Annotated in this window: 14 protein-coding genes; 5 read left to right on the plus strand and 9 right to left on the minus strand. The window is 36.8% G+C overall.

Going from position 1 to position 14,044, the window contains the following annotated elements; genetic code table 11:
- Positions 1 to 2: 2 nt before the first annotated feature.
- The 3 genes from IGI58_RS01700 to IGI58_RS01710 form a co-directional block, all read right to left on the minus strand.
- Positions 3 to 845: a histidine phosphatase family protein gene (locus tag IGI58_RS01700; RefSeq protein WP_429954794.1), complete on the minus strand. Its 843-nt coding sequence runs from the start codon at positions 843 to 845 to the stop codon at positions 3 to 5.
- A 203-nt stretch (positions 846 to 1,048) separates the two neighbouring features.
- Positions 1,049 to 1,999 carry a DHH family phosphoesterase gene (locus IGI58_RS01705; protein WP_429954792.1) on the minus strand — a complete coding sequence of 317 codons (951 nt, stop codon included), beginning with the start codon at positions 1,997 to 1,999 and terminating at the stop codon, positions 1,049 to 1,051.
- Positions 2,000 to 2,010: 11 nt separating this feature from the next.
- The gene (locus IGI58_RS01710; RefSeq protein WP_087641362.1) at positions 2,011 to 3,333 is read right to left on the minus strand and encodes a DRTGG domain-containing protein; all 1,323 of its coding nucleotides are present in this window, start codon (positions 3,331 to 3,333) and stop codon (positions 2,011 to 2,013) included.
- 388 nt (positions 3,334 to 3,721) lie between these two features.
- On the opposite strand from IGI58_RS01710, the gene IGI58_RS01715 reads away from it, so the two are divergent.
- Complete coding sequence (locus IGI58_RS01715) at positions 3,722 to 5,161, plus strand: MFS transporter (RefSeq protein WP_429954790.1); 1,440 nt, start codon at positions 3,722 to 3,724, stop codon at positions 5,159 to 5,161.
- A gap of 45 nt (positions 5,162 to 5,206) precedes the next feature.
- On the opposite strand, the gene IGI58_RS01720 is transcribed toward IGI58_RS01715, so the two are convergent.
- From IGI58_RS01720 to IGI58_RS01730, 3 genes are all read right to left on the minus strand, one after another.
- A complete protein-coding gene (locus tag IGI58_RS01720; protein WP_087641560.1) occupies positions 5,207 to 5,590 on the minus strand; it encodes a phage holin family protein in 384 nt (127 codons plus the stop codon).
- 154 nt (positions 5,591 to 5,744) lie between these two features.
- Positions 5,745 to 6,164 (minus strand): ArpU family phage packaging/lysis transcriptional regulator, encoded by a 420-nt coding sequence (locus IGI58_RS01725; RefSeq protein WP_225534374.1) that lies wholly within the window; start codon positions 6,162 to 6,164, stop codon positions 5,745 to 5,747.
- Between the two features lie 21 nt (positions 6,165 to 6,185).
- Entirely contained in the window at positions 6,186 to 6,362 is a 177-nt protein-coding gene (locus IGI58_RS01730; protein WP_225534373.1) for a hypothetical protein, read from the minus strand.
- Positions 6,363 to 6,661: 299 nt separating this feature from the next.
- Here IGI58_RS01730 and IGI58_RS01735 point away from each other — a divergent pair, with 299 nt between their 5' ends.
- The gene (locus IGI58_RS01735; RefSeq protein WP_087641359.1) at positions 6,662 to 7,039 is read left to right on the plus strand and encodes a helix-turn-helix domain-containing protein; all 378 of its coding nucleotides are present in this window, start codon (positions 6,662 to 6,664) and stop codon (positions 7,037 to 7,039) included.
- A 4-nt stretch (positions 7,040 to 7,043) separates the two neighbouring features.
- A complete protein-coding gene (locus IGI58_RS01740) occupies positions 7,044 to 7,721 on the plus strand; it encodes an ImmA/IrrE family metallo-endopeptidase (protein WP_225534372.1) in 678 nt (225 codons plus the stop codon).
- Between the two features lie 75 nt (positions 7,722 to 7,796).
- On the opposite strand, the gene IGI58_RS01745 is transcribed toward IGI58_RS01740, so the two are convergent.
- Complete coding sequence (locus IGI58_RS01745) at positions 7,797 to 9,044, minus strand: acyltransferase family protein (RefSeq protein WP_429954787.1); 1,248 nt, start codon at positions 9,042 to 9,044, stop codon at positions 7,797 to 7,799.
- 522 nt (positions 9,045 to 9,566) lie between these two features.
- On the opposite strand from IGI58_RS01745, the gene IGI58_RS01750 reads away from it, so the two are divergent.
- Both IGI58_RS01750 and IGI58_RS01755 read left to right on the plus strand, forming a co-directional pair.
- Positions 9,567 to 10,697 (plus strand): hypothetical protein, encoded by a 1,131-nt coding sequence (locus tag IGI58_RS01750; protein ID WP_429954785.1) that lies wholly within the window; start codon positions 9,567 to 9,569, stop codon positions 10,695 to 10,697.
- 470 nt (positions 10,698 to 11,167) lie between these two features.
- Positions 11,168 to 11,368 (plus strand): cold-shock protein, encoded by a 201-nt coding sequence (locus IGI58_RS01755; protein ID WP_010760878.1) that lies wholly within the window; start codon positions 11,168 to 11,170, stop codon positions 11,366 to 11,368.
- A gap of 46 nt (positions 11,369 to 11,414) precedes the next feature.
- On the opposite strand, the gene icd is transcribed toward IGI58_RS01755, so the two are convergent.
- Together icd and IGI58_RS01765 are read right to left on the minus strand one after the other, a co-directional pair.
- Entirely contained in the window at positions 11,415 to 12,692 is a 1,278-nt protein-coding gene (gene icd, locus IGI58_RS01760; protein ID WP_429954783.1) for an NADP-dependent isocitrate dehydrogenase, read from the minus strand.
- Positions 12,689 to 13,834: a citrate synthase gene (locus IGI58_RS01765; RefSeq protein WP_429954781.1), complete on the minus strand. Its 1,146-nt coding sequence runs from the start codon at positions 13,832 to 13,834 to the stop codon at positions 12,689 to 12,691. Before IGI58_RS01765 ends, icd begins: the two co-directional genes overlap by 4 nt.
- Positions 13,835 to 14,044: the final 210 nt, after the last annotated feature.

Genomic DNA, 14,044 nt, shown 5'->3' on the forward strand with positions numbered 1-14,044 from the left:
CCTTATTTTGTTTCTTGACCTTTTTCTACATATGAAAGATCATTCACGCTGTCGACTGTATATTTGCCATCTTTATAGGTGACTTTTGATACACTTGCATTTTTCAATCCGCCATCCGGCAAGTCAGCATTCGAATCCAGTTCACCCAATAATGTGATGATACTCATCCCGTGAGAAACGACTAAAACATTATTCGCTCCTTCTTTTTGAGCATCTTTGACTAGATCATCCAACGCATTGGTCAGTCGAGTAATGATCGTTTGGCTATCTTCTGCCGGCCAGTTGACGCCTTCTTCAACATTTTTCTTATCTAACTCAGATAATACATCTGCAAAGTCAAGAATTCCCTTATAAAAACCAACTTCCTTCATCCATTCATTGTATTCTTCAAAGGTTTTTCCTTGCTCTTTCGCAACAGCTGTCAGCATTTCCTCATTCATTAACCCTTCATAGGTACCAAAATTATATTCTCTCAAACGTTTGTCTTTCGTCATCTCTTTGATCATATCTTCTTGTCCATTATTCTGCAGAACTAACTCAGCCGTTTCGATCGCACGCCCACTATCACTGGTTACGACTTTATCAAAGCTTACATCTGATAATCCTTTACCTAAATGCTCTGCTACTTCAACTCCTGCTGGCGTCAATGGAGCATCGATCCAGCCTTGGGAACGATCGACCGTATTCAACATCGTTTTTCCATGACGAGCAAGATAGATCACGACCTCAGAATTTTCATCTTTTTTCGTATCCGCTTTCTTCTCTTCTGTTGCTGTTCCATTACTACAACCTGCTAAAACCATCGCTACTAATGCTGCTCCAACAAACAATTTTCTCAATTTCATTTTCCTGTCTCCTTTATCCTAAGCATTATTTTTTGTTGAATAGAAATAATAGTAATCCTCCCTTTAAAAAAAGAAAAAACCTAACTATGCCAAATAAAAACACTTGGTATAATCAGGTTTAGCTTGTCTACGACAATCACTATCCACTCTTCAACTAGCTTTAGTATAATGGATTAGCATCAAATTGTAAATGCTTTCATACATTATTTTTTGAATTCTTTGCACAATTGTTGGATTTCATCATAAATAACTGTCACTTCTGCTTTATCTTTAGCATTAGCACCGCTAGCTAAAGGGTGCCCACCACCATGATGTTTTTTCGCTAACTCATTGATCACAGGTCCTTTTGATCTTAAACGTACACGATAATAGCCTTCCGGCTGTTGTACAAAAATCCCCCAGGCTAGCACTTCATCGATCATCCCTGGTAAAGAGACGATAGCAGCTGTTTCTGAATCAAGGATGCCATATTCATCCAGCAAACTTTGCGGTAGAATGACCTTTCCAGCACCATTTTCGTCAACCTCAATATTTTGATATACATAGCCTGCTAATTTCGCCACTTTCATTGGCATCTGCTCCAGTTCACGATTTAAATCAACTGGTTCAAAATCATAGGTCATTAATTCCGCTGCTACCTCTAAGGTATGAGAGGTAGTCGCAGGATATAAAAAACGGCCAGTATCGCCAATGATTCCTGCATATAGTAGTCTTGCTGCTTCGTCATTCATCGTTAGCTCTGATTGATTATGATGATAGAAATCAACAATGATTTCACTACAGCTGCTCGCATTAGTATTGACCCAAACCAAATCACCATAAGGCTCGTCATTAGGATGATGGTCGATTTTGATCAATTGTTTTCCCAGCTTATAACGATCATCACTGATTCTAGGAGAATTGGCTGTATCCGTGACGATCACAAGTGCATCTTCATAATATTCGTCAGGAACTTCGTCCATTGTCGCTAAAAAATCTAGCCCTTCAACAGGTCCGCCGACTTGATAGATCTTTTTTTCCGGAAAACTGGTACGTAAAAGTTCAGCCAACCCAACTTGTGAACCAATTGCATCTGGATCAGGTCGCTGGTGGCGATGTATAATAATTGTTTCATATGCTTTGATCGTTGTTAAAATGTCTTTTAAAACATCCATCTTCATTCCTCCTATGTCCGTTCCATGACTTGGCAAACCACGATTGCTTTGGCCACTAATGCGTTTTCTAAATACACCTCGATATCAAGTTTTGCTGAACGTCGTCCAATTTCCAGTACACGTGGTCTTATATCAAGTTCACTTTCCAGTTGGATCAGACGTAGATAGTGCAGACTCATTTGTTCAATCAAAACATTTCTTCTTTGATTGGTGATCATGGTTCGCTGTGTCACATTCGAAATGATCTCGCTTAGAACACCAAAGGAAATCGTTCCTACGCTATTAACCATTTGCGGTGTCACTGTAAATCTAAATTGGCCCTCTTCATTCCTGTCAGTATCATCGACCGGCATCACTTCTCCTGAAATTTGATCTGAGATCGTGTCTGCGATTTGAGGCTGTCTTTGAACAAGCTGCATGGCTTTCATCACGTCTTGTCTGGAAACGAATCCAACCAGTGATAGGTCATCTTCAACAACCGGCATCACCTCTAGTCCATCCCAAATCATTTGATGACTAACACTTGCAACACTCATCATTTTTTTGACGATGATTGGATCTTTAGTCATCACCTTGTCCATTGTCAAAGTCTCCGCTTTTCCAAGAACATCTTTAGCTGTGACTATTCCCACTAAGCGCAGGCTCTTATTCACGACAGGAAAGCGTGAATGATGTGTTTTTTCAGATAGTTTTTGATAATCTGCGATCGTATTTGTTGAAAACAAATAATTCGTTTTTTCCAGACTTGTATAGATATCACTGACCAGCATGATATCTTTTTTGATGAGTTGATCACTCAACGCTCGATTGATCATGGTAGCCACCGTAAATGTATCATACGTCGTTCTGAGTACAGGCATTTCCAGTTCATCTGCCAGTTCAGCAATTTCTTTTTCTGTATCAAAGCCACCCGTGATCAACACTGCTGCGCCATTTTCCAACGCCAGTTTTTGCACTCCCTGGCGGTTCCCCACGATCATCAGTGAACCAGGCGTGATATAACGAGTCATCGCCTTTTCTGTCATCGCACCGATGACAAATTTATTCAGAACTTTGTCTAAGCCGGAAGATCCGCCCAGCACATCTCCTTCAATGATTCGAACTACTTCACCAAAGGTCAATTTTTCAATATGCTTTTTTAATTTCCGTTCGATCCGAATCGTTCCAACACGCTGAATGGTCGAAACTAATCCAATGTTTTCAGCATCTTTGATAGCACGATACGCGGTTCCTTCACTAACACCAAGATTTTTTGCGATACTTCGGACTGAGATTCGATCGCCGATCGGCAATCCTTCAATATATTTTAATATTTGATCGTGTTTTGTCGCCATAATATCCTCCTAAAAATCTATGTTCTTAAGCATCTATCTACTTTTCTATTTCTTCAACTCCACTTGATTGGTTCTGATAAAAAGATCCTGTTTTATTTCTTCCAAGCTCTATACTAAAACAGTCCCGACTCCTTATTTATCGACTTCTTAAAAAAAGTATAACAAAAAATGAGACTTTTTAGTACAGTTTTTCCTCATTTATTATAACAGATAACATAAATAGATAGACAAAGTGCGATCGAGCAAGTGATTTTCTTCGTTCTAATTTAAGATAGATGTTTTTTTGTTTCTCATACTTATTTATTTTTTCATTTTTACTGACATTTTTCTGAAAAAAGGAGTACTATAGTAACGGACTGTTTACAGTGTTGTTTAAGGAGATGAAGAAATGGAATCAGTGAATAGTTTTCAAGAAAATCCGATCGTTCAAAAAAATCGGTGGTGGATTTTGGTTTCGGTTGCCATGTTTACTTTCATGTCGACTTTAGACGCCAGTATTGTGAATATTGCTTTGCCTACAATATCCAAGGACATGGGCGTACCGATGAACCAGTCCGAATGGATCGTTTCGATCTATTTAATCATCGTCTGTGCTTGCTTACTGCTATTTGGCAAGATAGGCGACAGTTTCGGTAAAATCAAAGTCTACCGCATTGGAACGATCGTCTTTACAATCGGTTCTTTGTTGTGTGGATTTAATCATTCACTAGGCTTTCTTTTATTTGCTCGAATGGTTCAGGGGATCGGATCAAGTATGACGATGGCGACAAATTCAGGGATCATCACAGAAGTGTTCCCTTTGAAAGAGCGCGGCCGAGCGCTGGGTTCGATCGGTGCATTCGTTTCATTAGGTTCAATTGCAGGGCCGGGAATCGGCGGTCTGATTTTATCACAGTTTTCTTGGCCGTATATTTTTTGGATCAATGTTCCAGTAGGAATCATCACTATTTTGATTTGTGAAAAATTCTTACCAAAAGATATTACAAAAAGCGGAAAGAAAGTGGATATGCCAGGTTTTGGTTTATTCGCTGCATTTATCATGACTTTTTTTGGCGCAATCTTTATTGGGCAAGAACTTGGGTTCACCGCTATCTTGCCGATCGTCTTATTTATATTAGCATTAGTTGCTTTCATAGCTTTTTTGCGTATTGAAAAAAGAATCGAACAGCCGCTTATTTCATTTACGATTTTTCAAAATAAAGTGTTTACTATGAGTTTGATCACAGCTGTTTTGATTTTTTCTTCAAACTTCTTTGTGAATGTCGTCATTCCTTTTTATCTACAGAATGCACGAGGATTACCCGCCAGTAAAGCAGGACTTTTGATGATGGTCTTTCCTTTATTGATGGTCGTCGGCTCTCCGATCAGCGGTTATTTGACCGATAAAATCGGAACGAAATTATTGACCTTCGCCGGATTGGTCTTATTGTCCATTACTTCTTTGATGTACATGTTCCTAAATCAAGGGACACCGCTCTGGTACTATATTTTAGCAACAGGAATCATGGGTCTAGGGAACGCCTTATTTCAATCACCAAACAATACTACTGTGATGAGCAGCGTTGCTAAAGAAGATCTTGGGGTAGCCGGAAGTATGAATTCATTTGCTCGAAATCTAGGAATGGTGTTGGGGATCGCTTTAGCAACAACTATTTTGTATCATTCGATGAGCGTTGCCTACGGCTCTCGAGTCACAACTTATATCAATGAACGACCTGATATTTTTATTTTCGGTATGCGGATAACCTTTTTAGGTTCATTTATCCTCTGCTTATCAGCACTTGGATTAACATTCTATCGATCATTAAAACTAAAAAAAGGAAACTGATTGCAGAAGTTCTGCTTCAGTTTCCTTTTTTTAGTTTGTTCTCGATCATTTTTCATCTTTATCATCTTTGAAATTTTTAAGAAACTCTTCAAATAGTTCTGTACCAATCCCCATTTTTTTGTAGTTTTCCAAAATGGACTTCAATTCCATCAACAGATAGCCGATATATAACACATAGATCAAGCCTACACCTGTTCCACCTGGAATCAAGGGTGCCAACGGAACAAAAAACATGAGTAGTACCATACTCGCAATTTTCCTTAAAATTCCATTGATCCCCACTTTGCTTAAAAAATGAATATCTGGATTGATTTTTGCTGCTAAACTACCGCTTAAAAAATCAATGATCATTGCAACACAAATCAAAGCCAATACGTAAATTGCTTTGTGATCAGCATCTACTAGAAAACGATCTAAATACTCAAACATTTTCATAATTACCACCTTTTCTTTATTTTATAGGAGTACCCAATAGTCTAACGAATGTCTTATTTTTAGTCTCTTTGTCTTCATTTACTAATGAGTATCATTAGTTTACCTGTTTTTCATTTACTTCAGCTGCCGTTTTTCTCCCAAAATCATGTCACTTTTCTATCAATAATTCACCACTTTCATAAGACTCTGCAAAACGAATCATTGCTTTATCCAATTCACGATAAAACTTACTTTCGCTCATATGGTAGTTCATATATAATGCAATATTAGTGGTAAAATGGCGGTCCATATATTTGTCATAAAGTAATTGCCGATCATATCGATCTAATTGATTCATCGCATTGATGATTTTGGTCAACTCATTTGCTGCCAATTTCTTACGATCAATGATCGTTTCCGTTCGTTGTCCTGTTTTGTTCGTGCTTGGATGCACTTCAAAAACGTATGCTGCGGTGATTTTAGGAACATGCTTATCTCCAGCAATTCTCAATAAAGAGCGATAGGTGCTCAATAGCTCATGAACCTTTTTTTTCGTTTTCTTTCGATCGATTTCGGGAAACAATATCATTATTTATCCTCTCCTTTATAATTAGTCTTCAATTGCTTGTTGACTCGCTAAACTTTTCTCTGTCAGTTTTACTTCTTGCTCTTCTTTAAAAATTTCTTTTGCCAATTCTTTTGCCTGAGCTTCTGCCTGTCTATCACCTGATTCTGCCAAATTTAAAAAATGAACAAGCAACTTGCTTTTTGCTTTACGTCTTTTCATATCGTTCCTCCTCCTCTTAAAGCTTCTTAATACTTTCCCTCTTAGTAAATTTGCTAATATAAAGTAATAAATTGACAAACAATAGCTTTTACGCTATTATATAGGTATAGTTAAACAAGCTTCTCTCTACTTTGATCACTGCTTTCATTATGTTGATCGCGTAAAGAAATTGCTTGAGTAGCTGTTTACTTATAAATTAGCTTATAAGAATAGTATAATAGCTTAAAAGCTAATTGTCAATTAAAAATAGCTTAAAAGATAATTTATTTTTCATTTAAGTTTATGAAAGGTTGAAAAACATGAGTTTAACTTACAGAATCAAAGAGCTGGCTGATCAAAAGAAAGTTACTTTTGCTGAGATTGAACGAAATACAGGAATTTCTAATGGCCAAATCCGCCGTTGGGACACTTCTTCTCCTAAAATAGAAAACATTCAAAAAGTCGCTGATTATTTTGATGTTTCTACAGACTATCTGTTGGGGAGAACAAATACTCCGGCACGGGAAGAAAATCTTCCTGAAGAAGCTCTTTCTTCACAGATCATGTTTCGAATGAATACTGAAGGGCTCTCAGAAGCTGAAGTAGATGAATTGAAAGATGAAGTGGACCGTTTTCTTCGATTCAGAAGATCTGAAATCGAGCGTGAACGCGAACTAAAACAAGACGACAAGGCGTGATTGGATGACAGAGCAAATTGATGAATACCTTAGTTTTTCAGATCAAATCAACGATTATATCTCCGCTGTAATGGTTGCTAATAATATCGGCTATGAACACTATAACTGTTCCTATCTTTGGGATTATGTTAAATCAAAAGGGGTCTTCATGCGAGGATTTCCTTTCGATGGTGTAGCAAAAGACCGCATTTCCGGCATGATCGTCCAAGATGCTTTAGAGACAACTATTGGGTATAATCAAAATATGAGTGAGAAGAGAAAGAATTTTACGATCAGTCATGAAATCACTCATTATTTATTTCATATGAGTGATGGTAAAACGATTTTTACAGATACTGAACGTAGTTTACACTATTCTTATAACGAAGAGCTTCATGAATTTCAAGCAAATATAGGTGCTTCAGCCATTCTTATTCCTGATGTGGTCTTATTTCGCTTTTTAAAAGAAGGCTGGAATTTAGTTCAGTTGTCACAGCATTTCGGCATTTCTGAGAGTGCTTTATATGTCCGCTTGATCCAAACCATGCAAGCAAATTTCGGGGTCTCTTTTGTAGCGGCAAAAATGAACGCTGATACGATCCGTTATAAATTTAGTGGAAAAGGGCAACGGGCAGCAATAGAACTTGGCACCAATCTGGAAACAAGACTATTCAAAACAAATCGGTTTATTGAGGCTTTATAGCAAAATGAGGTCAAAGTAAAAGTAAGCAATACTTTTACTTTGACCTCATTTCTATTTGTGTATGATGAATTGATTTTATCTTAAACTTCTTTTTAACGCGTTTAAATCTTTAGAGAAAATCAATCTGAATCCCCTATTGATCATTTGCAATAAGAACTCGAAAAACACTCCTACAATAAAAATAGTAATGGTCAATAGAATCATATACATAAGACCAATTTTAACTCCTCTTTCTTGAAAAACCTGACTAATATTCAGAAAATCCTTCAATGACTGCCAACTTTCCGGATCATCTAAAGGAACAATGATCTCTTTCGTTGGATCTTCGGCAATGACCTTAGTTGAAACAGTTCTCAGCAACCTTAAACGATTAGGCAATGGATTACCTTTAAATTGGAGTGATTTAAAAAAATGAGACTCATGGAAAAGATAGACTGTAAATGTTGCTGCAGATAATGTATTGATCACACGAATGTTTCCTATTTTGATCCGTCTAAATAATTCAAAGATCGACACGCTGCAAATTAAAAACAAAATGCTTGGTGATCTTAGAACATTGTTGAACGGTGAATTAACATACATACTATTACCATTTTGGTAAAACTGACGAATATTTACATTCAAATTTAATTTATATTGAATTACCTGAATCAACATAAAAATTATGATAAACAATAGTAACGTCAATGTCTTAACATTTTTTAAAGGATTATATAACCGAATAAAACCACCAATTGCGTATACAGAAATTCCAATAGCAAAATTTTGAATTTTTAAGTTAGTAAGTATGTTAAATATTTCCGAAAAACTCAACAATACAAGCATGATCACAATAAAATTCAAATATCCTTGTTTATCCAGTTTATTCAAATACTCATTAAGAAAAAATTTTGCAAAAACAATAATAAAGATATAGTACCCAATAAACCACCAACCATTAAGTGGCATATGCATATTTGCACTTGTAGAAACTGGCATATGAAATCTGCCCAATAGATAAGCAACACATAATAATACAATACTTAATAAATAAGAGCGGTTTAGTAACTTACCCCCTGGTTTTACAACGTTTACAGTGGATTTTTTAATTAAAAAGTATCCTGTAATCAAAATAAACAACGTATTTCCAATTTGACCAAATGTGTAAATAATCTGAATTGTTTCTAAATGATAATAGTTAGAACCTTTATCCAAATTTACTAAAGCAAAGCGACTATAATCAATATAGTGCAAAACCAAGTGATACATGATTATTCCAAGCATCGCAACTATTCTCAAAAGTTCGAAATTGGATTCACGCTGTGTAACTCCCTTTGTTTTCATATGTTTCCTCCCTTTTAAAAAAACAAACCCGCTTGCTATTTTAGCACATAAGAAGTAAAACATCTATCTCTTATTGGTTTTCATCTTACTCATCTAAAAACAAAAAAAACCACCACGACCGTCGTCTGTGGTGGAAATGAAGGTTGTTATTTACTCTTGGTAGGAGTAAGTATGAAAAACCAATTCGGGATAATTGGCATGAAGGTATATTAACATCTTCACCTAAAAAAATTATGAATAGCTATTTTGTATTTCATAAAAAAACTATTAGTAAATACTCATATAAAACATTTCTTAACTTTTGCTTTCATTTATGTTTGGCAAACCATATTAGTTCCAACATTTTTAAGGCTGTGCTACACTTTTAATAGAAGTAGTTACGGGTTTCAATGTCACTAGCTCCATGAACCAGTTTTGCTGAAAATGTAAATGATTACGCGGAGATCCGCTTTTTATTTTACTTTTAAGCCAGCTTAAACTGAACTAGCTCATTCAGCTTTTAAATTTTAGGAGGAATGTATTATGGTAGATCAAGAAAAAGACACACTTTCTGTTTTATTCTCTGATGATGTTCACGGTCCCTTTGTAACGTTTATTTTAAACACACACGTTGCACATCAAGATGTTGAAAAAGATTCTTTAGCGTTCAAAAACTTTGGAAAAGCTGCAAAAGTCCGCTTTGAAAAAAAATACAAGACACTTTCATGGGCACCGTTCCAAGATAAGATCGATGCTTTACTTGCGGATGCCTCATTTTGGCGTAACGCAACGAAAAGTGTCTCAATCATTTTCACTGAAAATGATGTTTTTATCCATCGTTTAGATGTTCCTGTTAACGACCAATATTATATTGACGATCGCCCTTATCTTTTAGGGATCATCAAAAACAATCAATTCAATTATCGTTATTATCTAATGGCGCTAAATCGTGATTCTATGCAACTTTACCTAGTTGAAAATAGTCGTGTGACAAAAGTTGATTTGCCTGACGATGCTCCGACAGACTTGGTTGGCACATTAGGTGATGAATTGACAGGTGGAAATTTAAATTACTCAACAAAAGCAGGCTCAGGTTATAATGGCTCTTCTAAAGAAGGAGTTGCTTATCACGGTGTCAACACAAAAGATCAAGAGGTGCAGATCGACTGGACAAACTATTATCAAGCTATCGATAATTACTTAAAAGATACCTTTGTTAACCCTGATCAGCTGCCGATTCGTTTGTATGCATTGCCTGAAAATCAAACATTATTCAAAAAAATTGCCAAAAATACTTGTTTAAAAACAGATACAGCTGTCTCTTCTTCTCCAGCCCAAGTTTCAATCAGTGAAATTGAAAAAGCAGCGGAAAAAATCAATCAAGAATTGGAGAAAAATGAAACAGCGACCTATAATCTTTTATTGGATAAAAAATACGTAGATCAGCTTGCTGACATCGCTCCTGCTGCAGAAGAGGGAAAAATCTCACACTTCTTTATTTCAACAGCAAACCTCGTTGATGAAACGACAGAAATGTCCAATGAAGAATTTGACCGTAGAAAAGTCTTGAATCAAGTGACAAATAAAATTCTAAACACCGGCGGTAAAGTGTTCATCCTAGATCAACAAGCTTCACCCGATGAAAAATCCTTAGTCGCCATTTTACGCTATTAACGGATAAATGGACAAGAGCCGCTCAACTAATCAGTTGAGCGGCTCTTTAATTAAGTTGATTAAATACTTTGTTAGCTATAAACCAAGTGAAACTATCTATTAGTAAGGATAACCTTATTCTCATCTAAACAATTTGAACCCTTCCTACTTTCAAATCTATGCAGTTCCAAGACTGCGCCTTCGGAATAGATTTCTGCGATATAACTCTATCATTACTTTCATATTTAACGCTTAATACCTCTATACTATAACAGAACTAAGTTTTTTTTGACAATTAATCTTTATTTCTTAACAAATTTTTACAATTTAAAAGAGATATCACTAGTCAAGAACAAGGAAATATGCTATTATAAGAGTGTAGTTTTTGGTCGGTAATATATGTGTAGCTGTTTCAAATAAACATCTTCCACATTTTCACCTTTCAAGTAATTGCAAAATACGTGTATACACACATAGGAGGATTTTTTATTATGGAAACAGGTACAGTAAAATGGTTTAACTCAGACAAAGGTTTTGGATTTATCACTGCAGAAAACGGTAACGATGTATTCGTACATTTCTCAGCTATCCAAGGCGATGGATTCAAAACTTTAGAAGAAGGTCAAGCAGTGACTTTCGACGTTGAAGAAGGCCAACGTGGACCTCAAGCTACTAACGTTAACAAAGCATAATTAACCTTAGTAAACTCAAAAGCTGACGAGTAATCGTCAGCTTTTTTTATGTTGTCTGAATGAACCGAACCAATTCTTCGCCAAATGCGGAGCAGCTCAACAGCGTTGCTTGATCCATTTGATCAGCGAAATCTTTTGTTACAGTTTTGTTCACCAGTGCCTGTTCAATGCTTTCAGTGATCAATCGACTGACCTCATCCCAGCCAAGATATTCAAACATCAACGCACCTGATAATAGTAACGAAGAAGGATTTAACTGATTCAAACCAGCAAATTCAGGTGCTGTCCCATGGGTTGCTTCGAAAATGCCATGACCTGTCTGCAAGTTTAAGTTTGCACCAGGTGCGATCCCAATTCCGCCAACCTGAGCAGCCAAAGCATCCGAGATGTAATCTCCGTTTAAATTCAAGGTAGCGATCACGTCATATTTATCTGGATGCAATAAAATATCTTGTAAGAAAATATCTGCGATCCGATCTTTAATAATCAATTTTCCTGCCTTTTCAGCTTCCAACAATTGATGGTCAGCTTCTGTCTTTCCCAGTTCTTTTTTGACTTTCTCATATGTCTGCCAAGTAAAAACTTGATTGCCGAACTCCCTTTCAGCTAACGTATAGCCCCATTTTTTAAATCCACCCTCAGTAAATTTCATGATGTTGCCTTTATGCACAAGTGTTACTGATTTGCGTTGATGTTTCAACGCGTGCTCAATGGCACCCCGAACCAAACGTTCTGTTCCTTCTTTGGAAACAGGTTTGATTCCAATCGCTGATGTTTTAGGGAAACGAATCTTTTCGACTCCAAATTCTGTTCTTAAATAGCTAATCAATTTTTTCACATCTGAACTTTCAGCAGGAAATTCAATTCCTGCATAAATATCCTCCGTATTTTCTCTAAAAATCATCATATCTGTAAGTTCCGGATGCTTTAGTGGAGAAGGCACACCAGTAAAGTAACGTACAGGCCTGTAGCATATATACAGATCCAATTCTTGTCTTAGTGTGACATTCAAAGAACGAAAACCACCGCCAATCGGTGTTGTAAGTGGACCTTTGATCGCAACTAAATGTGTTTTGATCGTCTCTAACGTTTCTTCCGGCAGCCAATCTCCCGTCTGATCAAACGCTTTTTCTCCAGCCAATACCTCTTGCCAAACAACTTTCCTTTTCCCTTGATATGCCTTATCTACTGCGGCATCAAATACAGTTTTAGCCGCCTGCCAGATTTCAGGTCCAATGCCGTCCCCTTCTATAAATGGAATGATTGGATAATTTGAAACGACAAGTTGGCCGTTACTGAAAACAAGTTTTTCTCCTTTGGTCATGCTTCAATTCCTCCTGAACGTAATTCTTCATCAAATGCCCGATAAGTCAAATGCTTTGGTCCTACATAGTGAGAGCGCGGACGGATCAAACAATCCTCTTGCTTTTGCTCGTAAATATGACCTAACCAACCAGATACTCGGCTCATCGCAAAAATCAATGTGAACAGATCACTTTCAATATCTAAACAATGATAAACGGTTGCTGAGTAAAAATCGACATTAGGGATCAACCCCTTTGTTTCTTTTAAATAGCGCTCAACCTGACAAGATAAAAAGTACCACTGTTCTTTTTGCGTCAATGCCGTTAGTTCTTTTGCGAGCTTTTTCAAATGTTTTTTTCTTGGATCTTCTGTTTTGTAGACACGGTGCCCAAAGCCCATCACTTTTTCTTTACGATCTAATTTTTGATTCAAATACTCTTTAACACTCAAACTACCAGAATCAATTTCCATCAACATATCAAATACTCGTTCATTTGCTCCACCATGAAGCGGTCCTTTTAAAGAACCGATCGCAGCAGTAATACAGGAGTAGACGTCGGATAATGTCGATGCACAGACTCGCGCAGTAAAAGTGCTAGCATTCAAATCATGATCTGCATGCAACACCAATGCTTGATTCATTGCGGATACCTGTACAGCATTCGCTTCTTCGCCAGTGAGCATATAAAGAAAATTCGCCGCGATCGATAAATCACTTCTAGGTGCGATTGGATCCAAGCCTTTTCTTAACCGAGCATATGCCGCAATGATCGTTGGCATTTTAGCCTGCAAAGCGATACTTTGTTGATAAGATGAAGATTCATCTGTTTCTTCTGCATTTGGATCAAACACCCCTAAAAGTGAAATAGTCGATCTAAGAACACTCATCGGATGAAGATTTTGCCGAGTCTGGATTTTCAAACACGTCACTATTGTGTCTGAGATCGGCATGGCAGCAGCTAAATCCTGTTTAAACTTGAACAGTTCTTGAGCATTTGGCACCTTAAGATACCATAAAAGATAAATCACTTCTTCAAACTGAACATTTTCAGCAACCAGATCATCAATATTAAAACCAGCAAATAACAACTGATTTTCGACGATCGAACTGATCTTTGTTTCAGAAACCACGACACCATCTAAACCTCTATGGATCTCCATCTAAATCCCTCCTTATTTTAAAGCGGAATAAATCGCTTAATCCTGTAGAAAATTAGGAAATTGGCATTGAGACGCTTTTCGTCTCACTGACAATTTATCTATTTTCCTAAGGATTGATTTATGTAGCTGGATAACAGTAAAAGCGAAACAAATCGTCTGCAGAAAATTAGGAAATTGACTTTGAGGCGCTTTTTGCCTCACAGACAATTT

The organism is Enterococcus sp. AZ020 (assembly GCF_050499205.1).
In the GTDB taxonomy this organism is placed as follows: Bacteria; Bacillota; Bacilli; order Lactobacillales; family Enterococcaceae; genus Enterococcus_L; species Enterococcus_L dunnyi.